Origin of the sequence: Actinomadura rayongensis, from assembly GCF_009831215.1 — a bacterium.
Taxonomy (GTDB): domain Bacteria; phylum Actinomycetota; class Actinomycetes; order Streptosporangiales; family Streptosporangiaceae; genus Spirillospora; species Spirillospora rayongensis.
Window position 1 is genome coordinate 275,746 of record NZ_WUTW01000001.1, and the last position, 23,064, is coordinate 298,809.

25 protein-coding genes are annotated in these 23,064 nt (G+C 74.1%); 18 read left to right on the forward strand and 7 right to left on the reverse strand.

Going from position 1 to position 23,064, the window contains the following annotated elements:
- Window positions 1–70: 70 nt before the first annotated feature.
- From GQ466_RS01340 to glmS, 5 genes are all read left to right on the forward strand, one after another.
- Window positions 71–964 carry an ABC transporter ATP-binding protein gene (locus tag GQ466_RS01340; protein ID WP_202419913.1) on the forward strand — a complete coding sequence of 298 codons (894 nt, stop codon included), beginning with the start codon at window positions 71–73 and terminating at the stop codon, window positions 962–964.
- Entirely contained in the window at window positions 961–1,839 is an 879-nt protein-coding gene (locus tag GQ466_RS01345; protein ID WP_161100934.1) for an ABC transporter permease, read from the forward strand. The genes GQ466_RS01340 and GQ466_RS01345 overlap by 4 nt, the downstream gene beginning before the upstream one ends.
- Window positions 1,836–2,750 carry an ABC transporter ATP-binding protein gene (locus GQ466_RS01350; RefSeq protein WP_161100935.1) on the forward strand — a complete coding sequence of 305 codons (915 nt, stop codon included), beginning with the start codon at window positions 1,836–1,838 and terminating at the stop codon, window positions 2,748–2,750. The genes GQ466_RS01345 and GQ466_RS01350 overlap by 4 nt, the downstream gene beginning before the upstream one ends.
- Window positions 2,747–3,463 (forward strand): ABC transporter permease, encoded by a 717-nt coding sequence (locus tag GQ466_RS01355; protein ID WP_161100936.1) that lies wholly within the window; start codon window positions 2,747–2,749, stop codon window positions 3,461–3,463. Before GQ466_RS01350 ends, GQ466_RS01355 begins: the two co-directional genes overlap by 4 nt.
- A 121-nt stretch (window positions 3,464–3,584) precedes the next feature.
- Window positions 3,585–5,429: a glutamine--fructose-6-phosphate transaminase (isomerizing) gene (glmS, locus tag GQ466_RS01360; protein ID WP_161100937.1), complete on the forward strand. Its 1,845-nt coding sequence runs from the start codon at window positions 3,585–3,587 to the stop codon at window positions 5,427–5,429.
- A 53-nt stretch (window positions 5,430–5,482) separates the two neighbouring features.
- Here glmS and GQ466_RS01365 read toward each other — a convergent pair whose 3' ends face one another.
- The 3 genes from GQ466_RS01365 to GQ466_RS01375 all read right to left on the reverse strand — a co-directional run bounded on the left by GQ466_RS01365 (window position 5,483) and on the right by GQ466_RS01375 (window position 7,156).
- Window positions 5,483–5,701 (reverse strand): DUF397 domain-containing protein, encoded by a 219-nt coding sequence (locus GQ466_RS01365; protein WP_161100938.1) that lies wholly within the window; start codon window positions 5,699–5,701, stop codon window positions 5,483–5,485.
- A 195-nt stretch (window positions 5,702–5,896) separates the two neighbouring features.
- Window positions 5,897–6,106, reverse strand: a complete 210-nt coding sequence (locus tag GQ466_RS01370; protein WP_161100939.1) for a DUF397 domain-containing protein — start codon at window positions 6,104–6,106, stop codon at window positions 5,897–5,899.
- A 177-nt stretch (window positions 6,107–6,283) separates the two neighbouring features.
- Window positions 6,284–7,156, reverse strand: coding sequence for a helix-turn-helix domain-containing protein (locus GQ466_RS01375; protein WP_161100940.1), 873 nt, complete (start codon window positions 7,154–7,156; stop codon window positions 6,284–6,286).
- A gap of 160 nt (window positions 7,157–7,316) precedes the next feature.
- On the opposite strand from GQ466_RS01375, the gene GQ466_RS01380 reads away from it, so the two are divergent.
- The 9 genes from GQ466_RS01380 (at window position 7,317) to tsaD (ending at window position 15,181) form a co-directional block, all read left to right on the forward strand.
- On the forward strand, window positions 7,317–7,685 hold the full coding sequence (locus GQ466_RS01380; RefSeq protein ID WP_161100941.1) for a holo-ACP synthase: 369 nt from the start codon (window positions 7,317–7,319) through the stop codon (window positions 7,683–7,685).
- A 3-nt stretch (window positions 7,686–7,688) separates the two neighbouring features.
- Window positions 7,689–9,161 (forward strand): NAD(P)H-hydrate dehydratase, encoded by a 1,473-nt coding sequence (locus GQ466_RS01385; RefSeq protein ID WP_161100942.1) that lies wholly within the window; start codon window positions 7,689–7,691, stop codon window positions 9,159–9,161.
- A 57-nt stretch (window positions 9,162–9,218) separates the two neighbouring features.
- Window positions 9,219–10,349 (forward strand): alanine racemase, encoded by a 1,131-nt coding sequence (alr, locus tag GQ466_RS01390; RefSeq protein WP_161100943.1) that lies wholly within the window; start codon window positions 9,219–9,221, stop codon window positions 10,347–10,349.
- Window positions 10,342–11,433 carry an alpha/beta fold hydrolase gene (locus GQ466_RS01395; RefSeq protein ID WP_161100944.1) on the forward strand — a complete coding sequence of 364 codons (1,092 nt, stop codon included), beginning with the start codon at window positions 10,342–10,344 and terminating at the stop codon, window positions 11,431–11,433. The genes alr and GQ466_RS01395 overlap by 8 nt, the downstream gene beginning before the upstream one ends.
- 1 nt (window position 11,434) lies before the next feature.
- Window positions 11,435–11,908, forward strand: a complete 474-nt coding sequence (tsaE, locus tag GQ466_RS01400; RefSeq protein ID WP_161102324.1) for a tRNA (adenosine(37)-N6)-threonylcarbamoyltransferase complex ATPase subunit type 1 TsaE — start codon at window positions 11,435–11,437, stop codon at window positions 11,906–11,908.
- Window positions 11,909–12,033: 125 nt separating this feature from the next.
- Window positions 12,034–12,936 carry a hypothetical protein gene (locus tag GQ466_RS01405; RefSeq protein ID WP_161100945.1) on the forward strand — a complete coding sequence of 301 codons (903 nt, stop codon included), beginning with the start codon at window positions 12,034–12,036 and terminating at the stop codon, window positions 12,934–12,936.
- Between the two features lie 42 nt (window positions 12,937–12,978).
- Complete coding sequence (tsaB, locus tag GQ466_RS01410) at window positions 12,979–13,662, forward strand: tRNA (adenosine(37)-N6)-threonylcarbamoyltransferase complex dimerization subunit type 1 TsaB (protein WP_161100946.1); 684 nt, start codon at window positions 12,979–12,981, stop codon at window positions 13,660–13,662.
- Window positions 13,663–13,679: 17 nt separating this feature from the next.
- Complete coding sequence (rimI, locus tag GQ466_RS01415) at window positions 13,680–14,147, forward strand: ribosomal protein S18-alanine N-acetyltransferase (RefSeq protein ID WP_161102325.1); 468 nt, start codon at window positions 13,680–13,682, stop codon at window positions 14,145–14,147.
- Complete coding sequence (gene tsaD / locus GQ466_RS01420) at window positions 14,144–15,181, forward strand: tRNA (adenosine(37)-N6)-threonylcarbamoyltransferase complex transferase subunit TsaD (protein ID WP_161100947.1); 1,038 nt, start codon at window positions 14,144–14,146, stop codon at window positions 15,179–15,181. Before rimI ends, tsaD begins: the two co-directional genes overlap by 4 nt.
- Here tsaD and GQ466_RS01425 read toward each other — a convergent pair.
- From GQ466_RS01425 to GQ466_RS01435, 3 genes are all read right to left on the reverse strand, one after another.
- Complete coding sequence (locus GQ466_RS01425) at window positions 15,171–16,097, reverse strand: phosphotransferase (protein WP_161100948.1); 927 nt, start codon at window positions 16,095–16,097, stop codon at window positions 15,171–15,173. The two genes, tsaD and GQ466_RS01425, sit on opposite strands and share 11 nt — an antisense overlap.
- A 156-nt stretch (window positions 16,098–16,253) precedes the next feature.
- Complete coding sequence (locus GQ466_RS01430; protein ID WP_202419915.1) at window positions 16,254–16,934, reverse strand: hypothetical protein; 681 nt, start codon at window positions 16,932–16,934, stop codon at window positions 16,254–16,256.
- A gap of 220 nt (window positions 16,935–17,154) precedes the next feature.
- Window positions 17,155–18,363 (reverse strand): THUMP-like domain-containing protein, encoded by a 1,209-nt coding sequence (locus tag GQ466_RS01435; protein ID WP_161100949.1) that lies wholly within the window; start codon window positions 18,361–18,363, stop codon window positions 17,155–17,157.
- Between the two features lie 200 nt (window positions 18,364–18,563).
- Between GQ466_RS01435 and groES the strand changes: the two genes are divergently transcribed.
- The 4 genes from groES to GQ466_RS01455 all read left to right on the forward strand — a co-directional run bounded on the left by groES (window position 18,564) and on the right by GQ466_RS01455 (window position 22,457).
- Window positions 18,564–18,872, forward strand: coding sequence for a co-chaperone GroES (gene groES, locus GQ466_RS01440; RefSeq protein ID WP_019632552.1), 309 nt, complete (start codon window positions 18,564–18,566; stop codon window positions 18,870–18,872).
- A gap of 100 nt (window positions 18,873–18,972) precedes the next feature.
- Window positions 18,973–20,598, forward strand: coding sequence for a chaperonin GroEL (groL, locus tag GQ466_RS01445; protein ID WP_161100950.1), 1,626 nt, complete (start codon window positions 18,973–18,975; stop codon window positions 20,596–20,598).
- A 297-nt stretch (window positions 20,599–20,895) separates the two neighbouring features.
- Window positions 20,896–21,486, forward strand: coding sequence for a sigma-70 family RNA polymerase sigma factor (locus GQ466_RS01450; RefSeq protein ID WP_272917930.1), 591 nt, complete (start codon window positions 20,896–20,898; stop codon window positions 21,484–21,486).
- Window positions 21,487–21,569: 83 nt separating this feature from the next.
- The gene (locus tag GQ466_RS01455) at window positions 21,570–22,457 is read left to right on the forward strand and encodes a hypothetical protein (RefSeq protein ID WP_161100951.1); all 888 of its coding nucleotides are present in this window, start codon (window positions 21,570–21,572) and stop codon (window positions 22,455–22,457) included.
- A gap of 170 nt (window positions 22,458–22,627) precedes the next feature.
- Here the strand turns inward: GQ466_RS01455 and GQ466_RS01460 are convergent, their stop codons facing one another.
- On the reverse strand, window positions 22,628–23,017 hold the full coding sequence (locus GQ466_RS01460) for a DUF5319 domain-containing protein (RefSeq protein ID WP_103564334.1): 390 nt from the start codon (window positions 23,015–23,017) through the stop codon (window positions 22,628–22,630).
- Between the last annotated feature and the right edge of the window lie 47 nt (window positions 23,018–23,064).

A 23,064-nucleotide genomic window follows, 5' to 3' on the forward strand; every position in this document is an offset into this window, starting at 1 on the left:
CGTGCGGGCGACCCCGCGTTCCGCCGAACGGGGGACGCAGCGGGGCCGTGCGAGGCGTTAGGTTCGAGCCATGCCGATCATCGCCGCGCAGGGCCTGACGATGCGGTTCCCCCGGGTGACCGCGCTGGACCGTCTCGACGTGTCCGTCGAGGCGGGCGTCGTCGGGCTGGTCGGGGCCAACGGCGCGGGCAAGTCCACGCTCATCAAGATCCTGCTCGGGCTGCTGCCGCCGACCGAGGGCCGGGCGTCGGTGCTCGGCCTCGACATCGCCCGCGAGGGCGCGGCCATCCGCGAGCGCGTCGGGTTCATGCCCGAGTACGACTGCCTGCCGCCGGACGTGTCCGCGACCGAGTTCGTCGTCCACATGGCCCGGATGTGCGGGCTGCCGCCGCCCGCCGCCCGCGAGCGCGCCGCCGACGTTCTGCGGCACGTCGGGCTGTACGAGGAGCGGTACCGGCCGATCGGCGGCTACTCGACCGGCATGAAGCAGAAGGTCAAGCTGGCGCAGGCGCTCGTGCACGACCCGCAGCTCGTGTTCCTGGACGAGCCCACCAACGGGCTGGACCCGGCCGGCCGCGACGAGATGCTCGCGCTGATCCGGCGGATCGGGTCGGAGTTCGGCATCAGCGTGCTCGTCACGTCGCACCTGCTCGGCGAGCTGGAGCGCGTCTGCGACCACGTCGTGATCATCGACGGCGGCAAGCTGCTGCGGTCGCAGGCCGTGGAGTCGTTCACCGCCGTGAGCGGCGTCCTGACCGTCGAGGTGCAGGACGGCCGGGACGCGCTCGGCGAGCACCTGCACGCGCAGGGCGTCGCGGTCCGTCCGGAGGGGCGGGTGCTCGTCGTGGACATCGCGGGCGAGCGGACCTACGACCTGATCCGCGACGGCGTCGCCGACCTCGGGCTGCACCTCGTCCGGCTGGAGCAGCGCCGCCACCACATCGAGGACGTGTTCACCTCATGAGCACCAGCACGATCCATGACATCGGGTACCGGCGGTACGACGGGCCCCGGCTGGGGCGCGGTTATCTCGTCCGGTCCCTGTACGTCCACAATGTGCGCGCCGTGTGGGGGCTCGGGCGGCCCGCGCGGGCGAAGGTCATGCCGTTCCTGCTCGCGGCGGTGATGGTCGCGCCCGCGTTCATGGACGTCGGGGCCGTCCTGCTCACGGACCGGGCGGAGGTGCTGATGCGCTACTCCGCCTACGCGATCTACCTCCAGGTCGTCGTGTCGATCTTCGTGGCGTCGCAGGCGCCGGTGCTCGCGTCGCGGGAGCTGCGGTTCCATGTGGTGCCGCTGTACTTCTCGCGGCCGATCGCGCCGCTGCCGTTCGTCCTCGCCAAGTTCGCGGCGATGGTCACGGCGCTGCTGACGATGACGGCCGTACCGGTGGTCGTCCTGTACGTCGGCGGTCTCATCGCGAAGGTGCCGCATCCGCTGACGCACCTGCGCGAGTTCCTGCTGGCGCTGGTCGGCTGCGCGCTGTTCGCGCTGGTCATCGGGGCGCTCGGGATGGCGGTGGCGGTGCTGACGCCGCGTCGCGGGTTCGGGGTGGCGGCGGTGATCGCGGTGTTCCTGCTGTCCAGCGCGGTCGTGCTGCTGGTGCAGAACATCGCCGAGTTCCGGACGAACTTCTCGCTCGCGGGCAACGCCGGGTACTTCGCCCCCTTCAACCTGGTCGACATCGTGCAGGTGCGGCTGCTCGGCGCGGAACGGACGGCCGAGGCCGTGCCGGACGGCTTCATCTCCGGCGTCCTCGCCCTGCTCCTCTGCGCGGCCCTGGTGGGGGGCGCCGTCGCCGTCCTGTACCGCCGCTTCCGGAAGGCGGGGCTCTCATGAGCGTCTTGGAACTGACGGGTGTTTCCCGGTGGTACGGGAACGTCGTCGCGGTCAACGGCGTGACGATGACGATCGGGCCGGGGGTGACCGGGCTGCTCGGGCCGAACGGGGCGGGCAAGTCCACGCTCATCCACATGATGGGCGGGTTCCTCGCGCCGTCGTCGGGGACGGTCCTGCTGGACGGCGAGCCGATCTGGCACAACCAGGGCGTGTACCGCAAGCTCGGGCTCGTCCCCGAGCCCGAGACGGCGTACGACTTCCTCACCGGGCGGCAGTTCGTCCTCGCGATGGCCAAGCTGCACAAGCTGCCCGACCCGCGCGCGGCGGCGGAGCGGGCGCTCGGCCGGGTGGAGATGGCGCCCGCCGCCGACCGCGCGATCGGCACCTATTCCAAGGGCATGAAGCAGCGGATCAAGATGGCGTCGGCGCTCGTCCACGACCCGCCGGTGCTGCTGCTGGACGAGCCGTTCAACGGCATGGACCCGCGCCAGCGGCTCCAGCTCATGGACCTCATCCGCGCGATGGCCGCCGAGGGCCGGACGATCCTGTTCTCGTCCCACATCCTGGAGGAGGTCGAACGGCTCGCCGGGCACATCGAGGTGATCGTCTCCGGGCGGCACGCGGCGTCCGGGGACTTCCGCGAGATCCGGCGGCTGATGACCGACCGGCCGCACCTGTTCCTCGTCCGGTCGTCGGACGACCGGGCGCTCGCGGCGTCGATCATCGGCGACGGCGCGGCCCGCAGCGTCCGGCTCGGCAAGGAGGGCCTGGAGGTCGAGGCGGTCGACTTCGCCCGCTTCACCTGGCTCCTGCCCCGGGTGGCCCGCGACGCGGGCGTCCGGCTGTGGGAGGTCGCCCCGTCCGACGAATCCCTCGAAAGCGTCTTCTCCTACCTGGTGGAAAAGCGATGAACGCGACGATCGCGGCCATGACGTACCGCGCGATGCTGGGGCGGCGGCGGGCCCTGCTGCTGCTCGCCCTGCCGCTGCTGCTGCTCGTCCTCGCGGTGGTGCTGCGGGCCACGGGCGGGGACGATCTGGACACGTCCGTCCAGGTGCTGGAGAAGCTCGCGGTGGGGACGATCCTGCCGCTGCTGGCCCTGATCGCGGGCACCGGCGTGATCGGCCCGGAGATCGACGACGGGCAGATCATGTACGTCCTGACCAAGCCGATCCCGCGCCGGACGGTCCTGCTCACCAAACTGGCCGTGGCGCTGTCGCTCGTCCTGGCGTTCGCGGTGGTCCCGGGCCTGCTGGCGGGCCTGATCCTCACCGGAACGACCGCGAACGTCGCCCCCGCGTTCGGCGCGGCCCTGCTGGTCGGCGCGTGCGCCTACACACCGGTCTTCACGGCACTGGCGGTCTTCAGCCGCAACGCCGTGACGATCGGCCTGCTCTACGCACTGATCTGGGAATCGCTGCTCGGCAACTTCGCCCCCGGCGCGGGCGCCGCCTCCGTGCAGCAGTGGGCGCTGGCCGTGGCGGACGCGCTGACCTCGGCGTCCCAGGTGGACGCGACGGTGAAGCTCGCCGCCGCCGTCCCGCTCCTGCTCGCCGCCGCCCTCGGCGGCGCGGCCCTCGGCATCACCCGCCTCCGCTCCCTGACCATCACCGGCGCCGAGTGACGCCCGCTTCACCCGGCCGCTTCCCGCCGTTCACCTTGGCTTGACGCGGGCGCCGTCCCCGTCCGGCACCGGACGGGGGCGGGCGTTGGTGGTGGCGGGGAGATTGCATAGGCTGGCCGTCATGTGCGGAATCGTGGGCTACGTCGGCGGGCAGCCGGCACTGGACGTCGTGGTCGAGGGCCTGGCGCGGCTGGAGTACCGGGGGTACGACTCGGCCGGCGTGGCGCTGCTCACCGGCGGGGGGCTGGCGACGGCGAAGCGGGCGGGCAAGCTCGTCAACCTGCGGAAGGCGCTGGAGGAGGAACCGCCGCCCGCGGGGACGGTCGGGATGGGGCACACGCGGTGGGCGACGCACGGTGCGCCGAACGACCACAACGCGCACCCCCACACCGACTGCTCGGGGCGCGTCGCGGTCATCCACAACGGCATCATCGAGAACTTCGCGGCGCTGCGGGCGGAGCTGGAGGAGGCCGGGCACAAGCTGCGGTCCGAGACCGACACCGAGGCCGTCGCGCACCTGCTGGAGGACGAGCTGAAGTCCGGCGCGGGCCTGGCCGCCGCGCTGCGCACCGTGTGCCGCCGGCTGGACGGCGCGTTCACGCTGGTCGTGATGTCGGCCGACGAGCCGGACCTGGTCGTCGGGGCGCGCCGCAACTCGCCGCTGGTCGTCGGCGTCGGGCAGGGCGAGAACTTCCTCGCCAGCGACGTGGCCGCGTTCATCGCCCACACCCGCGACGCGATCGAGCTGGGCCAGGACCAGGTCGTGGAGCTGCGCGCGGACGGCGTGACGGTCACCGACTTCGACGGCCGTCCCGCCGAGGTCACCGAGTACCACGTCGACTGGGACGTGTCGGCCGCCGAGAAGGGCGGCTACGACTACTTCATGCTCAAGGAGATCGCCGAGCAGCCGCGCGCGGTCGCCGACACGCTGCTCGGCCGGATCGGCGCGGGCGGCCGGCTGTCGCTGGACGAGATGCGCATCCCCGACGCCGCGCTCCGCGACATCGACAAGGTCGTGATCGTGGCGTGCGGAACGGCCTACCACGCGGGCCTGATCGCCAAGTACGCGATCGAGCACTGGGCGGGGCTGCCGTGCGAGGTGGAGCTGGCGCACGAGTTCCGCTACCGCGACCCGATCCTCAGCCGGTCGACGCTCGTCATCGCGATCTCCCAGTCGGGCGAGACGATGGACACGCTGATGGCCGTCCGGCACGCACGGGAGCAGCGGGCGCGGGTGCTCGGAATCTGCAATGTGAACGGGTCGACGCTGCCGCGCGAGTGCGACGGGGTGCTGTACACGCACGCCGGGCCGGAGATCGCGGTGGCGTCCACGAAGGCGTTCCTGACGCAGCTCGTCGCGGTCTACCTCATCGCGCTGTACCTCGGGCAGGTCCGGGGGACGAAGTGGGGCGACGAGGTCACCGACATGGTCCACCTGCTGGCGGAGATGCCGGACAAGGTGGACAAGGTGCTGGAGACGATGGAGCCGGTGCGGGCGCTGGCACGGTCCCTGGCGGACCAGCACTGCGTCCTGTTCCTCGGGCGGCACGTCGGGTTCCCGGTCGCGATGGAGGGCGCGCTGAAGCTCAAGGAGCTGGCGTACATGCACGCGGAGGGCTTCGCGGCGGGCGAGCTGAAGCACGGGCCGATCGCGCTGATCGAGCAGGACCTGCCGGTCGTGGTGGTGGTGCCGCCCCGCGCCCGCGAGGTGCTGCACGACAAGATCGTGTCGAACATCCAGGAGATCCGCGCCCGGGGCGCCCGGACGATCGTGATCGCCGAGGAGGGCGACGACTCGGTGCTGCCCTACGCCGACACGCTGATCAGCGTCCCGGCGGTGCCGACGCTGCTGCAGCCGCTCGTGACGACGGTGCCGCTGCAGGTGTTCGCGTGCGAGCTGGCCACCGCGAAGGGCCACGACGTGGACCAGCCCCGCAACCTGGCGAAGTCGGTCACGGTCGAATAGGACGGACGCTCCTGTTCCGGTGGTACGGCCGCCGGAACAGGAGCGCTGCTTTTTTACGCCCGGTGGTCGTAGTCGCCGTTCCTGACGCTGGTCAGGAACGTATTCCAGGTGTTCGGGGTGAGGAAGAGGGCCGTCGCGGTTTCTGTCTCCGCCGTATCACGGACGCCCACGCCGGGGATAGGAAAAAGTCGCGCTACGGCGACACAAGTGTGACTTGCCCCACAACGACTGCTCGTGAGCCAACGGACCGGGGACGGCTGTTCTTCGCGCATCCCATCTCCTCGTTCGGTTCGGCGCGAAAGAAGGCGGCGTCATTGCCGGAGGAGGTTGTACCCGTGTTCAGTGGAAATCAATGCGGTTGATCTGAAATGTCGGGGCCTCGGGCGCCGCGGCTCGTGGCGCGGCGGGACGAGGGCCCGGCGGAGCGTCCCGGCGAGGTCGTCACCCGGACGTCCGATGGCACGGGATCAGAGGTCGAAGGCGCCCGCGCGGACGCTGGACACGAAGGACGCCCAGCCCGCGGGCCGCACCGCGAGGGCCGGCGCGTCCGGTCCCCGCTTGCTGTCGCGCGCGCCGACCAGGCCGGCGCCGAGGGCGGCCACCTCGACACAGGTCGCGCTGCCGCCGCAGCGGACGCTCTTACGCCAGATGGTCGTCTGTGTGGTCGTCTGGGCCATGAGAGTACTCCGTCGGTTTTGTCTGATTTATCCGCCACAGCGCAGCGCGCTGAAATTCTCAATTCCGGGCCGGACGTTCCCGCAAACGGAACATCCAAAAGGCGGATTAGGTGCTTGAACTTTATCAGGCGACCGCAGGTCTTCCGCGCTGCGCGGGCAAGATGTGAGCTGTGCCGCTCAGTCCGCCCGGCGCCACCATTCCGTCATTTCGGCCAGCACTTCGAGCGAGTCCCGCGCGTCGAGCGCCTCGGCGCTCATGCGTTCGTAAGCGAGCCGGTAACGATGGGTCTCGGCCTCACTCGTCAGGTAACTGAACGTGAGACTTTCGGTGTGGACCACGTCGGGGAACGGAACATAATACTGGTCCGCGAATTCCAGGAGCGTGAACGACGAGCCGAGGATGCGGTGGTCGCGGTCCAGCGGCAGCACCCGCAGCGACACGTGCCGCTCGCGCGCGGCCCGCGCCAGGTGCTCGATCTGCTCGGCCATCACCGCGGGCCCGTGGATGCGGCGGCGCAGCACCGACTCGTCCAGCACGACGTCCAGCGCGAGCGGGCGCGGCCCGCGCAGCACCTGCTGGCGCAGCATCCGCACCTGTGTGAGCCGTTCCAGCTCGGCGGGCGGGATCGTCGCGACGACCTCCCAGCCCCGGATCACCGCGCGGGCGTACGCCTCGGTCTGCAGCAGGCCGGGGACGACGAGGTTCTCCCAGCAGTACGCCCGGCTCGCGTCCGCCTCCAGCGCGATGAGCTGGGCGTAGTCGGCGCCGATGGACGGGAAGTCCTCCCACCAGCCCTTCTCGGCGGCGTCCTCGGCGAGCGTCATCAGCTCGTCCCGCTGCGCGCCCGCGACGCCGTACAGCTCCAGCAGCGCGGCGACGTCCCCGACGCGCGCCCCGGTGCGGGCGTTCTCCAGCCGGCTCACCTTCGCCGTCGACCACGACAGCCGGACGGCGACCTCGTCCCCGGTGAGCGAGCGCGCCTCCCGCAACCGCCGCAGCTCGATGCCGAGCCGCCGTTGGCGGACGGTGGGACCGCGGGACGAACTCATCGCTGCCGATCTCTGCGGTGAAAATTGCAGGCGAAATCGACCGTAGCGCACCGGCGGGTACGCGGCCAGTGCGCGTCCGGGACCGTCCGGGAACGGTCTCGATGACCGTGACGCCCGAGTAACCCCGTGGCGGACGTGATCATCGTGGCACCCTGGGTATGTGATCGTGGGAGTGGGCATCGACGTGGCGGACATCGCGCGGTTCGAGGCGTCCGTGCGGCGGACGCCCGGCCTGCTCGCGCGCCTGTTCACCGCGGACGAGCGCGTGCTGCCGGTCCGGTCGCTGGCCGCCAGGTTCGCCGCGAAGGAGGCGCTCGCCAAGGCCCTCGGCGCGCCCGGCGGGCTGCGCTGGACCGACGCCGAGATCCGCAGGGAGGCCGGCGGCCGGCCCGTCCTGCGCGTCACCGGCACGGTCGCGGCGGCGGCGGCCGAACGCGGCGTGACGGACTGGCACGTCTCGCTCAGCCACGACGGCGGCATCGCCACGGCGGTCGTGATCGCCGAGGCGCGGGAACAGGGAGCGGGGTAGGCGATGCGGTACGCGCACGAGGTGGACAAGGTCCGCGCGGCGGAGCAGGCCCTGATGGCGCGGCTGCCGGACGGCACGCTGATGGCGCGCGCGGCGGCGGGCCTCGCGGCGGTGTGCGCCCGGCTGCTGCCGCGGGTCTACGGCGCGCGGGTGGTGCTGCTCGTCGGCGGCGGCGCCAACGGCGGCGACACGCTCTACGCGGGCGCGCTGCTGGCGCGGCGCGGCGCGCGGGTGGTGGCGCTGCGGGCGGGGTCGTCGGTGCACGAGGGCGGGGCGGCGGCGCTGCGCGCGGCGGGCGGACGGCTCCTGCCCCCCGACGCGCTCGGCGAGATCGACACCGCCGACCTCGTGATCGACGGGCTGACCGGCATCGGCGGGTCCGGCGGGCTGCGCGAGCCGCACGCGACGCTGGCCCGGCGCGCGTCGGCGGCGCCCGCGACGCTCGTGGCCTGCGACGTCCCGAGCGGCGTGGACGCCAGCACCGGCGCGGTCGCGGGCACGGCCGTCCACGCGGACGTGACCGTCACGTTCGGCACGCACAAGCCCGGCCTGATCATCGACCCGGGCGCGGCGCACTGCGGCGTCGTGGAGCTGGTCGACATCGGGCTCGGCGCGGACCTGCCCGACCCGGACGTGGTGGCGGCGCGGCCCGACGACGTCCGGCCGCCCGAGCCGGGACCCGAGTCCGACAAGTACCGGCGCGGCGTCGTCGGCGTCATCGCGGGCAGCGGCACGTTCCCGGGCGCGGCGGTGCTCGCGGCGGGCGGCGCGGTGCGCGGCGGCGCGGGGATGGTGCGGTTCGCGTCCGACGCGCACGCGGTGGAGCTGGTGCGGCAGCGCTGGCCGGAGACGGTGACGCGCGTGGTCGAGCCGGGGCCGGACGTGCTGGCCGGGATCGGCCGCGTCCAGGCGTGGGTCGTCGGGCCGGGCCTCGGGACGGGGGAGCGGGCCGAGGCGCTGGTGGGAGCGGTCCTGACGGCCGACGTCCCGGTGCTCGTGGACGCCGACGGCCTCAACGCCGTGTCCCGCTCGGACAAGCTGCGCCGCGAGCTGCTGTGCCGGGACGCGCCGACCGTCCTCACCCCGCACGCGGGCGAGCTGGCGCGGCTGCTGCGCGTGGACCGCGACGCGATCGAGGCGCGGCGGCTGGAGCACGCCCGTCGCGCCGCCGAGGAACTCGGCGCGACCGTGCTGCTCAAGGGGTCGACGACGCTGGTCGCCGAGCTGGACCGGCCCGTCCGCGTCAACCCGACCGGAACGGCGTGGCTGGCGACCGCCGGGACCGGCGACGTCCTGTCCGGCCTGGTCGGCGCGCTGCTGGCGGGCGGGATGGCGGCGCTGGAGGCCGCGGCGGCGGGCGCGTACCTGCACGGGCTCGCGGCGCGGCTGGCGTCCGGGCGGGAGGGCCGGGAGGCGCCGATCAGCGCGGAGGACGTGCTGCGGGCTCTCCCGGACGCGTTCCGCACCCTCGACTGACGACACGGTAACCCCTTCATGTCTTGACATGGCCGTACGGACGGCACACTGGGGACCATGAGCAGTCCTGCACAGGCGCGCGTGGACCTCGGCGCCGTCCGCGGCAACGTGGCGCTGCTGCGCGAGCGCGCGGCGGGCGCCGAGGTGATGGCGATGGTCAAGGCCGAGGCGTACGGGCACGGCCTCGTCCCGGTGGCGCGGGCGGCGCTGGCGGGCGGCGCGACCTGGCTCGGCGTCGCGAAGGTCGCCGAGGCGCTGGCGCTGCGCGCCGCCGGGGTGACGGGCGTGCCGGTGCTGGTCGGGCTGAGCGTGCCGGGCGAGCCGTACGCCGAGGCGGTCGCGGCGGACGTCGACCTCGTCGTCGGCGCCGCGTGGATGCTGGACGAGCTGGCCGCCGCCGCGCCCCGCGCGGGCCGTCCCGCCCGCGTCCACCTCAAGGCCGACACGGGCATGACGCGCGGCGGCACCGGTCCGGAGGGCTGGGCCGCGCTGGTCGACGCGGTGCTCGCGGCCGAGGCGGCGGGGACGGTCGAGGTCGTCGGCGTGATGTCGCACTTCGCCTGCGCGGACGAGCCGGGGCACCCGTCGATCGCCCGGCAGCTCACCGCGTTCACCGACATGGCCGGGCACGCCGAGAAGGCGGCCGGGCGGCGGCTGGTGCGGCACCTGGCGAACTCGGCGGCGACGCTGACGCTGCCGGAGGCGCGGTTCGACGTCGTCCGGCCGGGCATCGCGATCTACGGACTGTCGCCGATTCCGGCGCGCGGCGGGTTCGGGTTGCGGCCCGCGATGACGCTGACGGCCGAGGCTGCGCTCGTGAAGCGCGTCCCGGCGGGCTCAGGGGTGTCCTACGGCCATACTTTCGTGACCGAGCGTGAGACGAATCTCGCGGTCGTCCCGGCCGGATACGGCGACGGCGTGCCCCGGCACGGCTCCAACCTGCTGGAAGTCCTCGCCGCCGGGCGCCGCCGCCGCATCGCCGGACGCGTGTGCATGGACCAGTTCGTCATCGACCTCGGGGACGATGTCCTGGAGGCGGGCGACGAGGTGGTCCTGTTCGGACCCGGCGATCGGGGCGAGCCGACCGCGCAGGACTGGGCGGACGCGCTCGGCACCATCTCGTACGAGATCGTCACCCGCGTCGGGATCCGGGTGCCCCGTGTCTACGTCGGAGGGACCGATGGCTAGCAAGCGCGCGGCGGGGAGCCGCCGCCGGAGACTCGGCGTGGCCGGCGCCGTCGGCGCCGCCGGGATCGGCGCCGCGGTGGGGCTGCGGCGGCTCGCGGTCGGCCGGGTGCGGCTGCGTCCCGACCCGGACGCGGCCGAGGAGTTCGGCCTGCGGCGCGGCACGCCGGTGCCGGTGCTCGCGCCGGACGGGCTGCCGCTGCACGTCGAGGCCGAGGGCCCCGACGACGCGCCGCTCACGATCGTGTTCTGCCACGGCTACTGCCTGAACCTGCACACCTGGCACTACCAGCGGCGGGACCTGCCGCGCCAGCTCGGCGACGGCGTCCGGTTCGTCTACTGGGACCAGCGCAGCCACGGCCGGTCGGGCCGCGCGGACCCGCTGTCGGCCACGATCGACCAGACCGGCGAGGACCTGGCGGCCGTGCTCGCGGCGACCGTCCCGTCGTCCGGGAGCCGGGTGCTGCTCGTCGGGCACTCGATGGGCACGATGACGATCATGGCCCTGGCCGCCGCGCATCCCGCGATGTTCGCCGAGCTGGTCGCGGGCGTCGTGCTGGTCAACACCTCGGCGGGCGACCTGAAGGAGATGACGCTCGGGCTGCCGCTGGTGCTGGCGAAGCTGCTGCGGCCGATCACGCCGGGCACGCTGCGCGGCCTCGGCCGCCGCGCCGACCTCGTGGACCGGGTGCGCGGCGCGGGCGCCGACCTGGCGTTCTTCGTGACGCGCAAGATGGCGTTCGCGGACCGGTACGTCAGCCCGTCCGTGGTGGACTTCGTGGAGCAGATGATCCGCAACACGCCGATCGACGTGATCGCCGAGTTCTACCCGACGCTGATGGACCACGACAAGACGGCGGCGCTGCCGGTCGTCGCGGGCCGTCCTGCGGTGGTGCTCGTCGCCGGGGCGGACCGGTTCACCCCCGCCGCGCACGGCCGGGCGGTCGCGGCGGCGCTGGACGCGGAACTGATCGAGATCGAGGAGGCCGGGCACGTGCTGCCGCTGGAGTACCCGGGCGCGGTGACCGGCGCGGTGCGGCGGCTGGCCGAGCGGCTGCTCGCCGAGCCGAAGGAGCGGAGTGCGTGAGATGGACGTGACGGAGGTCGTGGCGGTCCCGACCGCCGCCGACATGCGGGCGTTCGGGATCCGGCTGGCCGGGCTGCTGCGGGCGGGCGACCTGCTCGTCCTGACCGGCGACCTCGGCGCGGGCAAGACGACTCTCACCCAGGGGATAGGCGAGGGGCTGAACGTGCGGGGGCCGATCACGTCGCCGACGTTCGTGATCGCGCGGGTGCACCCGTCGCTCGGGGACGGTCCCGCGCTCGTCCACGCCGACGCCTACCGCCTCGGCGGCGTCGCCGAGCTGGACGACCTGGACCTCGACGCGTCCCTCGCCGACGCCGTCACGGTCGTGGAGTGGGGCGAGGGGCTGGCCGAGGGGCTCGCCGAGGACCGGCTGGAGGTGACGATCGAGCGCGGGCCCGCCGGGACGGACGAGGCGCGTGTGGTCCGGCTGACCGGTGTCGGGGAGCGCTGGGCGGGTCTCTTCGTCGCGGGGTGACAAATCCGCCGGGCATTCTTGTCATCGCGGGGTGATGAGGTTTCCCGTCCATGTCGTACTCTTTGCCGGAACATGGCTGGACTGCACAAATCGCAGGATTTGCTGCTCGGCGGGAGCGAGGACGCGTGAACGGCGGCCAGCGCGGCGGCTACTCCGGCGCGGACGATCGGCGCCCCCAGGGCGCGGGTGATTCCGGTCCGTACGGACGGCCGTACGGCGCGCAGGAGTCCGGCCCTCACCACACGCCGTCGTCCCCGTCGCGGGCGACGGGCGGCTCCCGGCACGCGGCGCGCTCGTCCCGGCAGACGCGGCGCACCGGCACGGGCGGCCACCGGGTCGCGGGCCGCCGTCGGCAGCGGCGCGGCGGGCGCGGCGCGGTCATCGCCGGGGTCGCGGTCGGCATCGCCGCCTGCGCGGGCGCCGCGATCGTTCTGCTGACCGGCGCGCACGTCCTGGACGACGGCCGGGTCGGCGGCGACAGCGTGGCCGCCCGCACGCCGCTCGCCCGGGCCGACCGCGCCGACGTGCCCGACGCCTGCACGGTGTTCCCGGCCGACCTCGCGGGCCGGCTCGCGCCCGGCGCGGACCGCACGCCCGCCGACAACTACCAGGCCAGCGACCGGCAGAACCAGTGCGTCTGGGGCGTCTACACCGGCGACCGCAAGCGCCTGCTGACCGTGGAGCTGCGCGCGATCGCCCCGTCCGGCGGGGGTTCGGCGGCCTCGCGGGCCGCCGCCACGCTCCGGGCCGAGCGGACGGCCGACGAGTCCGGCCGCTCCCTGGTCGACGGGCAGCGGCTCACCGGCACATCGCGGATCCGGGGGCTCGGCGAGGACAACTACGTCGTCACCAGCCAGGACTCCGGGGACGGGTCGGCGTCGGCGGTGACGAACGTCCGGGTCGGGAACGTGCTCGTGACCGTCCGCTACGGCGGGACCGACCGGGGCCGTCCGCTGGCCACCGCGCAGGTCGTGTCCGGCGCCGAGCAGGCCGCCCGCGCCGCGATCGGCGAACTCGGCGCCCGCTGAGCGCGGACGGCCCGCGTCCCCGCTCGGCTACGCTGTCCCTTCGTGCTGGTCCTGGCTTTCGACACCGCCACCGCGGCGGTCACCGTCGCGCTCTACGAGTGGGTTCCGGGCGCGGCGGTCCGCGCCCGCGCGTCGGCCGAGGCCGTGGACGCCCGCCGCCACACCGAGCTGCTGACCCCGGCCGTCCAGCGGGTGCTGGCCGAGGCGGGCGCGGCGCCCGCCGACCTCGGCGCGATCGCGGTCGGCGTCGGCCCCGGCCCCTACACCGGGCTGCGCGTAGGGCTCGTCACCGCGCGGTCGCTCGGCGAGGCGCTGCACGTGCCGGTGCACGGCGTGTGCACGCTCGACGTGATCGCCTGGGCGTCCGGCCGGACGACCCCGTTCGCCGTCGCCACCGACGCGCGCCGCAAAGAGGTCTACTGGGCGCGGTACGCGTCGGCGGGCGTCCGCGTGACCGGCCCGTCCGTCGGCCCCGCCGCCGACGTCCTGGACGGCGCCCCCGACGGCCTCCCCGTGCTCGGCGAGGGCGCGGTCCTCTACTCGGACGTGCTCGCGGGCGCGTCCGCGCCGGACCCGCTGCGCCCGTCCGCGACGGCGCTCGCCGACCTGGTGATCACGCGCCTGTCCGGCCGCCCCGGCCCCGAACTCCTGCCCCCCGAACCGCTCTACCTGCGCCGCCCCGACGCCGTCGCCCCCGGCCCCCGCAAGAAGGTCACCCCCCGGTGAGCGTTGTTCTGCGGGGGATGCGGGAGGCGGATGTGTTCGCTGTGCATGCGCTGGAGGAAGAGGTGTTTCCCGAGGACGCGTGGTCGGCGGCGATGCTGCGGGCGGAGCTGGACGGGCAGCCGGAGACGCGGCACTACCTCGTCGCCGAGGTCGGTGGGGAGATCGTCGGGTATGCCGGGCTTGCTGCGGCGGGCGGGCAGGGGGACGTGCAGACGATCGGGGTGCGGGCGGATCAGCGGGGTGCGGGGATCGGGGCCGCGTTGCTTACAGCGCTGCTGGACGAGGCCGAGCGGCGGGAGTGCGAGGCCGTTTTTCTTGAGGTTCGTGCGGACAACGCGCCCGCGCAGCGGCTCTATGAGCGGTTCGGGTTCCGGCGGATCGGGCTGCGGCGGGGGTACTACCAGCCGTCGGGCGTGGACGCCGTCGTGATGAGCCGCCGCGCGGGACGGCGCGGGCCGGTCGGGTTCAGCCGGAGGGGAACATGATCATCGACTCGGAGCCGATCGTGCTCGGCATCGAGACGTCCTGCGACGAGACCGGGGTCGGGATCGTCCGGGGGACGACGCTGCTCGGCGAGTCGATCGCCTCCAGCGTCGAGCAGCACTCGCGGTTCGGCGGCGTCGTCCCGGAGGTCGCGTCGCGCGCCCATCTGGAGGCGATGACGCCGACGGTGGAGCGGGCGCTGCGCGGGGCGGGGCTGACGCTCGCCGACGTGGACGCGTTTGCCGTCACCGCCGGGCCCGGGCTGCCCGGCGCGCTGATGGTCGGGGTCGCCGCCGCGAAGGCGTACGCGCTGTCGCTCGGCCGGCCGCTGTACGGCGTCCACCACCTCGCCGCGCACGTCGCGGTCGACCAGCTCGAACACGGCCGGCTGCCCAAACCGTGCGTGGCGCTGCTGGTGTCGGGCGGGCACTCGTCGCTGCTGCTCGTCCCGGACGTCGCGACGGACGTCCGGTCCCTCGGCGCGACCGTGGACGACGCGGCCGGCGAGGCGTTCGACAAGGTCGCCCGCGTGCTGGACCTCGGCTTCCCCGGCGGCCCGCTCATCGACCGCGCCGCCCGCGAGGGCGACCCGGCCGCGATCACTTTCCCGCGCGGCAAGTACGCCGACGGCACCTACGACTTCTCGTTCTCCGGCCTGAAGACGGCCGTCGCGCGGTGGGTCGAGGCGCGCGAGCGGGCGGGGGAGCCGGTGCCGGTCGCCGACGTCGCCGCGTCGTTCCAGGAGGCCGTCGTGGACGTCCTCACCCACAAGGCGATCAAGGTGTGCCGGGACAACGGCGTCCGGGACCTCGTGATCGGCGGCGGCGTCGCGGCGAACTCGCGGCTGCGGGCGCTGGCGCAGGAGCGCTGCGACGCGGCGGGCGTGCGGCTGCGGATCCCCCGGCCGAAGCTGTGCACCGACAACGGCGCGATGGTCGCGGCGCTCGGCGCGGAGCTGGTCGGGGCGGGGCTGGCGCCGTCCGCGCTGGACCTGCCCGCCGACTCCAGCCTGCCGATCGAGACCGTCAGCCTGTAGCGGCGGCGCCGAGCCGGGCGAGGGCCGCGCCGAGGAACGCCTCGTGCAGCATGACGTGCGCCTCGTCCAGGACGTCGGCGCCGCAGGGCAGGGCGTCCAGCGCGACCCGGACGTCCCAGTACGGGTCGTGGACGTACCCGCCCGACACCTGGTCGAAGATCTCCACGAAATGGTCGGCGACGGGCAGGCCGTAGCGCAGCCCGAGGTGCAGCCGCATCACCGCGACGTCCACCGCCGCCGGGCCGCACGACACCTCCGACCAGTCCACGACGCCGCTCAGCGCGCCGAACGCCCAGAGCGTGTTGTCGGGCTGGTAGTCGCAGTGGATGAACCGCGCGGGCGCGTCGGGGGCGCGGCCCGCCGCGATCTCGGCGGCGCGCTCCCAGACGTCCGGACGCGTCGCGCGCGGGGGCGGCGCGGCGTCCTCGGCGGCGATGCGCGGGACGTAGTGCGGCATGGACGACGCGCCGCGCACCGCGTGGATCGGCAGCAGCGCCGCCGCCGTCTGGATCAGCACGACCGGCAGGTCGTTCGAGGTCGGGCGGGGCGGGTGGCCCGGCAGCCGCTCCAGCAGCAGCGCGGGCGCGTCGGTGTAGGCGCCGGACGGGTCGGCGGCGACGAGCGGCGGCGCGGCCACTCCGTTGCCCGCCAGCAGCGTCAGCGCGGCGATCTCCCGCTCGGGGGAGAACTCGGCGGCGATGGCGTGCGCGTCCTCGTCGGCGGGACGCGGCCAGCGGCGCAGGACGAGCGTGCGCACCGAGCCCGCGCCCGTCTCCACGACGACCGCGTGGTTGACGTGCCCGCCGCCGGGCAGCGGCCGGAGCACGCGCACCGTCGAGCCGAGACCGCAGCATTCCTCGATCCAGCGGAGCGTGCGCCTGCCCGGCGGGCGACGGGACGGGTCCGAGTGGGTCACGAGAACCATCAAAACGGATTCGGGCGGGCATGGGGAGTGATTTTGCGAAGACGGAACGTCACGAGCAGCACGTCACGTCGGTGAATGACTGACGAAGCCGGTCATGGCCGGGGGATTAAAGCGGAGAAATCAGGACTTGACGGCTGAATTGCCCGGTTACTCCCTTCCGTCGGGCCGCGGACGCAGCAGCGCCTCGGCCAACGTGATGACCGTCTCCTCCAGCGCGGCGAGCCGCTGCACGACGTCCGTCGGGTCGCCCGACGCCCGGACGGTGGCCTCCAGCCCGGTGAACCGGCCGTCCACGCCGTCGAGCCGGCCGGTGAGCCCGGCGAGGCGCCCGTCCAGGCCGTCCAGGCGCCCGGCGACGCCCTCCAGCCGCCCGGCCACCGCGTCCAGGCCCTTCTCGACGCGTCCCGCCAGATCGCCGAGGGACCGGTCGACCGCCGCAGACACCTCGCCGACGGCGTGCTCCAGCCGGTCGCCCCGGTGGCCCTGCTCGGCGAGCGCCTTGTCCAGCCGGTTGAAGCGGACCGACGACGCCTCCATGCCGCCCTGGAGCCGGTCCACGCGCCGCGCCAGGTCCGTGACGCGCTGCGCGGCCTCGTCCACGCGGCCGAGCCCGTCCTCGACCTGCGCGGCGAGCGCGGCCAGCTCCCGGTCCCGCACTTCGCGCAGCAGCCATTCCATGCCTTCGAGCCGCTGCCGGAACTCGTCCAGCACCTGGCCGTGCGACCGCTGCTCGTACACCTGGTCGCGCGCCGTGCGGGCGAGCAGCTCCCGCATCCGGTCCGCGACCGGCTGGCCCGCCGTGCGCGGGACGGCGTGATCGGTTTCCACCCGCTGCTCCTTCGTGCGCCGGAAATGGCTGCGCGGCCCACTGTAGGGACGGGCCGAACCGCATTCCCGGGACGTCCGGAACCGTTTCCCGCCGCCGCCCCGGAATTCATGAACCGCCCCACCGGAACGCGCGGAAGGATTTGCGCGGGCATGGCGCGCCGCCCGGCCCGGCTTGGCCCGCCGGACGGTCACGAAGATCTTCGGCCTCGATGCGGGCGGGTCAGGCCGTCCCGGCGGGTCCCGGCGCGAGCGGCGCGGCGATCAGCGCGACCGGCGCGTCCCCGACCCGCGTCAGCACGACCGTCACCGGCGCGGCCCCGCGCGGCGCGCGGCGGGCGAAGCCGAGGTCGCGGCGCAGCCGGTCCACGTCCACGGCCGAGCCGCGCTTCTTGAGCGTCAGCGCCCCGGCGCCGCGCCGCCGCAGCTCGGCGCGCAGCCGCTTGAGCGAGAACGGCAGGACGTCCTCGATCGCGTAGCCCGCCGCGAACGGCGTCGCGTGCTCCTCGTCGGACGTGACGTAGGCGATGCGCGGATCGGCGAGCCCGCCGCCGACCAGCGCCGCGACCTCCGCGACGAGCCCCGCCCGGATCACCGCGCCGTCCGGTTCGTAGAGAAAGCGGCCGAAATCGCGTTGCGAAGGCTCGCCGAGCGCGGGATCGGGGGTCAGCGTCGCGCCGGACGGCAGCAGCGTCGCCCGCCGCGCCGTCCCGCCCGCCAGGCCGCCGAGCCACAGCGCGGCTTCCTTCACCTCGCCGCCGACCGAGATCCACTCGGCCTCCGCGCCGTCCGGCACCGCGTCGTGCGGAATGCCCGGCGCGACCTTCACGCACGCCGCCGGGACGCGCGCCGCCAGCTCCAGGACGGTGTCCAGCGGCGGTTCGTAGGAGCGCGGATCGAAGACGCGGCCCCGGGCCGTCCGGCGCGCCGGGTCGGCGAACACCGCGCCGAAGCCGGACGGGTCGGCGCGCGTCGCGTCCCCGGTCACGACGGCCGCGGCGACGCCGAACGCGGCCAGGTTCGCGCGGGCCACCTCGGCGGTCAGCGGGTCGCGTTCGACGCCCGTCCCGGCGATCCCGGCGCGGGCGCGGTACAGCAGGTCCGCGCCGATGCCGCAGCCGAGGTCCAGCACCGGCCCGGGCACCGCCGCGAACCGGCGCGCCCGGTGGACGGCGACGGCCGCGCGCGTCGACTGCTCCAGGCCGTCCGGGGTGAAGAACATGCGGTCGGCGTCGGCGCCGAACTTGGCCCGCGCCCGCTCGCGCAGCCGGACCTGCGTCAGCGCGGCGGACACCAGTTCGGCCGGGTACAGCTCGCGGAGCTTGGCGGCCGTGGCGAGCAGGCCGGATTCGGACACGTCGGCGTTCGAGGCCGCGGCCAGGACGTCCCGTCCGACGTCCGAGCGAAGCGCACGGAAACCTTCGATGTCCATGCCACAGGAACGTAGTGGGGATGTTGACGCGTCCGGGAAGGACCCATAGTTTTCATGCCTGGCACTCTCCACGGTAGAGTGCCAAGCACAGCGACAAGGTCGGTCTGGCACCCGCGACGGCAGGCCGGTCCAGGGTCGCCTCTCTGTCAACGTTGACGCCGGCTCGCTTGCCGGCACGCAAGCAAAGGGGAGGTCAGATCGTGACGACCGCCACCAAGGTTGTTCTCAAGCCGCTCGAGGACCGCATCGTCGTCCAGCCGCTCGAGGCCGAGACCACCACGGCCTCCGGCCTGGTCATTCCGGACACCGCCAAGGAGAAGCCCCAGGAGGGCACCGTCATCGCCGTGGGCCCGGGCCGGGTCGACGACAAGGGCGAGCGCGTCCCGGTCGACGTCAAGGTCGGCGAGGTCGTGCTGTACAGCAAGTACGGCGGCACCGAGGTCAAGTACAACGGCGAGGAGTACCTCGTCCTCTCCGCCCGCGACGTCCTCGCGGTCATCGAGAAGTAGTCACCGCGCCGTGACCAGCCGCCCCGGTCCCGTCCCGCGAGGGGCGCGCCCGGGGCGGCTCGCGTAGCGGCACAGAACACGGAGAGGTGGAGTTTCCCTCATGGCGAAGATCCTGGAATTCGACGAGGACGCGCGGCGGGCGCTGGAGCGCGGCGTCAACGCCCTCGCGGACGCCGTCAAGGTGACGATCGGCCCGCGTGGCCGCAACGTCGTCATCGACAAGAAGTTCGGCGCGCCGACGATCACCAACGACGGTGTGACGATCGCGCGCGAGGTCGAGCTGGAGGACCCGTACGAGAACCTGGGCGCCCAGCTCGCCAAGGAGGTCGCGACCAAGACCAACGACGTCGCCGGCGACGGCACGACGACCGCGACCGTCCTGGCGCAGGCGCTGGTCCGCGAGGGCCTGCGCAACGTCGCGGCCGGCGCGTCCCCGCTGAGCCTGAAGCGCGGCATCGACGCGGCGGCCCAGTACGTCTCCGACCAGCTCCTCAAGACGGCCCGCGAGGTCGGCGAGAAGAGCGAGATCGCGCACGTCGCGACGATCTCCGCGCAGGACGCCAAGATCGGCGAGCTGATCGCCGAGGCGTTCGACAAGGTCGGCAAGGACGGCGTCATCACGGTGGAGGAGGCCCACACGATGGGCCTCGAACTGGAGTTCACCGAGGGCCTCCAGTTCGACAAGGGCTACCTGTCGCCGCAGATGGTGACCGACACCGAGCGCATGGAGGGCGTCCTGGAGGACGCCTACGTGCTCATCGTCGACGGCAAGATCTCCAACGTGCAGGAGTTCCTGCCGATCGCGGAGAAGGTCGCCCAGACCAAGAAGCCGCTGCTGGTCGTGGCCGAGGACGTCGAGGGCGAGGCCCTGGCGCTGCTGGTCGCCAACAAGATCCGCGGGACGTTCACGTCCATCGCGGTGAAGGCGCCCGGCTTCGGCGACCGCCGCAAGGCGATGCTCGGCGACATGGCCGTCCTGACCGGCGGCCAGGTCATCTCCGAGCAGATCGGCCTCAAGCTCGACAGCGTCGACCTGGAGCACCTGGGCCGCGCCCGGCGCGTCACGGTCACCAAGGACGCCACCACGATCGTGGACGGCGCCGGTTCGGCCGACGACATCCACGGCCGGGTCGCGCAGATCAAGGTCGAGATCGAGAACAGCGACTCCGACTGGGACCGCGAGAAGCTCCAGGAGCGGCTCGCCAAGCTGTCGGGCGGCGTGTGCGTGCTCCGCGTCGGCGCGGCCACCGAGGTCGAGCTGAAGGAGAAGAAGCACCGCCTGGAGGACGCCATCTCGGCGACCCGCGCGGCCATCGAGGAGGGCATCGTCTCGGGCGGCGGCTCGGCGCTGGTCCACGTGGCCACGGCCGACTTCGACGCGCTCGGGCTGTCGGGCGACGAGGCCACCGGCGCGGAGGCCCTGCGCCGCGCGCTGGTCGAGCCGCTGCGCTGGATCTCCGAGAACGCGGGTCAGGAGGGCTACGTCGTGGTCTCCAAGGTCCGCGAGCTGGACGCGGGCCACGGCTTCAACGCCGCGACCGGCGAGTACGGCGACCTCGTGGCGCAGGGCGTCATCGACCCGGTGAAGGTGACGCGCTCGGCCGTCACCAACGCCGCGTCGATCGCCGGGATGCTGCTCACCACCGAGGCGCTCGTCGTCGAGAAGCCGGAGGAGGCCGACGAGGCCGCCGGCGGTCACGGCCACGGGCACGGGCACGGCCACTGACCAGGTTCTGAACCGGGTTCAGGAACGGGGTCTCCGCTTTTCGGGCGGAGGCCCCGTCGTTTTCGGCCCGCCGTTCCGCACAGTGCGGCGCGGGGCGGCGACTATGCGTGATTTTTAGTATTCTTCCGCGGCACTGTGACCATTCCGTTGTCGACGAGCGGGGCGACAGGTCCCTCCCGGCTGGGCATCATCATCCATGTGACCGAGGGATGCATCGCCGGGACCACGTCCACGAGCGTCACCGGGCCCTCGGGGGGGCCGCCGGTTCCTCCGCCCCGGGGCGCGGCGCGCGTCCGGCTGCTGCGCGCCGCCGCCGAGCACCGCGCCGACGAGGCGGACATGCGCGCCCTGACACGGCTGGCCGTCGAGGGCGACGAGGGCGCGATCGAGGCGCTGATCGGCCAGGTCCGGCCGATGATCGTCCGGTACTGCCGCGCGCGCCTCGGCCGGATCTCCGGCCAGTACCACATCGCCGACGACGTGGCGCAGGAAGTGTGCATCGCCGTCCTGTCGGCTCTGCCCAGGTACCGGGACATGGGACGGCCCTTCGCGTCGTTCGTCTTCGGCATCGCCGCGCACAAGATCGCCGACGCGATGCGCAGCGCCGTCCGCGCCGCCGTGCCCACCGCCGACCTCCCCGACGGCCCCGACGAACGGCCGGGTCCGGAAGAGACGGTGGTGCGCCACATCGAGGTCGAACGGGCCCGTGACCTGCTGACCCGGCTGCCCGAGCACCAGCGGGAGCTGATCCTGCTGCGGGTGGTGGCCGGGCTGTCGGCGGAAGAGACCGGTAATGTTCTGGGCATGTCCGCGGGGGCGGTACGGGTGGCCCAGCATCGGGCGCTCACCCGGCTGCGGGCGATGGCCAGAGAGGAGTCGATCGCTTGACGGGACGGAGCCCTGGCGCCCCGGATCCGCCCGAGCCCCCGAGTTCCGGATTCCCGGGCGCGCGTCGTGCGCCCGGCGGCGTCGTGATCCAGCTCGCCGGCACCGAGGCGGCCGAGATGGCGCGCACCGACGCCCTGCTCGACGCGCTCGCCGGCGGGTCCGCGGGCGATCTCGCGGCCTTCGACGACCCCGCCGTGCGGCTGCTCGGCGCCCTCGTCGCCGACGTGACCGGCCAGGCGCCGCTGCAGGCCGTGCCGGACCCGTCCGTGGTCGATCCGTCCGTGGTGGACGCGTCCGCGCAGGCGCCGAGCGTCCAGGAGGTGTTCCCCGAGCTGTTCGCGGACGCCGAGCCGGGCGCGGACCCGCTGGACGTCCTCGGGCCGCTGCCGGACCCGCAGCGCGACGGCGCGGTGCCGTCCGGGCGGCCGGACGCGGACGGGCCGTCCCCCGACGGCGCGGGCGCGGCCGACGACGGCGACCGGGCGCGCGATCCGGCGGTCGTGGAACCGGTGGACCTGCGCCGGCGGCGGCGCGGCGGACCGAGCGCGATCGTGGCGTTCGGCGTCGCGACGACCCTGCTGGCGAGCACGGGCGTTGCGGCGGCGGCCGGACGGCTCACGCTGCAGCACGGCTTCGTGCCCGTCATCACGGGCGAGGCGCCGCGCCGGACGGAAGCGGGCGCGGCCCCCGGCGACAGCGTCGCCGGGACCATCAAGCTGGGGGTGCCGCCGGAGCCGGACCGGCCGCCGCGGACCCTGCCGCGCAAGCCCGCCCGGCCGAACCCCAGGCAGCAGGCGCCCGACCCGGTCGGCGGCCTGCGCGACGGCCTGGACGGGCTGCTGAACCCGCGCCCGTCCCGCAAGCGCGACCACCGCGTCGAGCCGCCGCCCCTGGTGCGCGACCCGATCGGGACGGTCGACGACCTGCGCCGCCAGCTCCAGCGCGGCCTGGGCCTGCCCGAGTTCCCCTGACCGCCCGCCCGACCCGGCCGCGCCGACCCCCAGCGCGCCGCGTCGGCCGGGCGCGGCGGGTCGTGTCGCGCGGGGTCGTGCCGCGCCGGGACGGGTGGCGTCGTGTCGGGCGGGCCGGGCCCGGCCGGGTCGGGGCGCGCCGACGCCCAGCCGCGCTGGGCCGGGGCGCGTCAGGGGGTGTCGCGGCCCTCTTCGCTGTCGATCACGCCGTCGACGTAGCCGCGCGCGTACTCCCAGCTCACGTAGTCGACGGGGTCGGGCGACAGGGCGGGCTCGTGGACGCGGGGCAGGCCGCGGTCCAGCAGGTGGCGCAGGTTGCCGTGCAGGAGCTCCCAGTCGATGTAGTGGGTCTTGCCGCAGTCGCCGCACTCCACGGTGAGGCCCCGCACGCCGAGGGGTTCCAGCAGGGCGCGGAACACCTCAAGGTCGGCGAGGTCGGCGAGGACGTCCTCCCGCTCGGTCAGGCTGAGCGGGGCGGTGTCGCCGCCGGGATCGCCGAGCGAGGCGGCCGGGTCCTCCGGGTCGCCGGCGAACGGGTCGGGCGGAGCGTCGTCATGCACCCCACCACGCTAACCCGACCGACCCCTCCCGGCGCACCCCCCGGCGT

What these genes read in the sequence shown, in the direction of transcription:
- GQ466_RS01340 (WP_202419913.1), top strand. Translation starts at nt 71, where the DNA reads ATGCCGATCATCGCCGCGCAGGGCCTGACGATGCGGTTCCCCCGGGTG.
- GQ466_RS01345 (WP_161100934.1), top strand. Translation starts at nt 961, where the DNA reads ATGAGCACCAGCACGATCCATGACATCGGGTACCGGCGGTACGACGGG.
- GQ466_RS01350 (WP_161100935.1), top strand. Translation starts at nt 1,836, where the DNA reads ATGAGCGTCTTGGAACTGACGGGTGTTTCCCGGTGGTACGGGAACGTC.
- GQ466_RS01355 (WP_161100936.1), top strand. Translation starts at nt 2,747, where the DNA reads ATGAACGCGACGATCGCGGCCATGACGTACCGCGCGATGCTGGGGCGG.
- glmS (WP_161100937.1), top strand. Translation starts at nt 3,585, where the DNA reads ATGTGCGGAATCGTGGGCTACGTCGGCGGGCAGCCGGCACTGGACGTC.
- GQ466_RS01365 (WP_161100938.1), bottom strand. Translation starts at nt 5,701, where the DNA reads ATGCGCGAAGAACAGCCGTCCCCGGTCCGTTGGCTCACGAGCAGTCGT.
- GQ466_RS01370 (WP_161100939.1), bottom strand. Translation starts at nt 6,106, where the DNA reads ATGGCCCAGACGACCACACAGACGACCATCTGGCGTAAGAGCGTCCGC.
- GQ466_RS01375 (WP_161100940.1), bottom strand. Translation starts at nt 7,156, where the DNA reads ATGAGTTCGTCCCGCGGTCCCACCGTCCGCCAACGGCGGCTCGGCATC.
- GQ466_RS01385 (WP_161100942.1), top strand. Translation starts at nt 7,689, where the DNA reads ATGCGGTACGCGCACGAGGTGGACAAGGTCCGCGCGGCGGAGCAGGCC.
- alr (WP_161100943.1), top strand. Translation starts at nt 9,219, where the DNA reads ATGAGCAGTCCTGCACAGGCGCGCGTGGACCTCGGCGCCGTCCGCGGC.
- GQ466_RS01395 (WP_161100944.1), top strand. Translation starts at nt 10,342, where the DNA reads ATGGCTAGCAAGCGCGCGGCGGGGAGCCGCCGCCGGAGACTCGGCGTG.
- tsaE (WP_161102324.1), top strand. Translation starts at nt 11,435, where the DNA reads ATGGACGTGACGGAGGTCGTGGCGGTCCCGACCGCCGCCGACATGCGG.
- rimI (WP_161102325.1), top strand. Translation starts at nt 13,680, where the DNA reads ATGCGGGAGGCGGATGTGTTCGCTGTGCATGCGCTGGAGGAAGAGGTG.
- tsaD (WP_161100947.1), top strand. Translation starts at nt 14,144, where the DNA reads ATGATCATCGACTCGGAGCCGATCGTGCTCGGCATCGAGACGTCCTGC.
- GQ466_RS01435 (WP_161100949.1), bottom strand. Translation starts at nt 18,363, where the DNA reads ATGGACATCGAAGGTTTCCGTGCGCTTCGCTCGGACGTCGGACGGGAC.
- groL (WP_161100950.1), top strand. Translation starts at nt 18,973, where the DNA reads ATGGCGAAGATCCTGGAATTCGACGAGGACGCGCGGCGGGCGCTGGAG.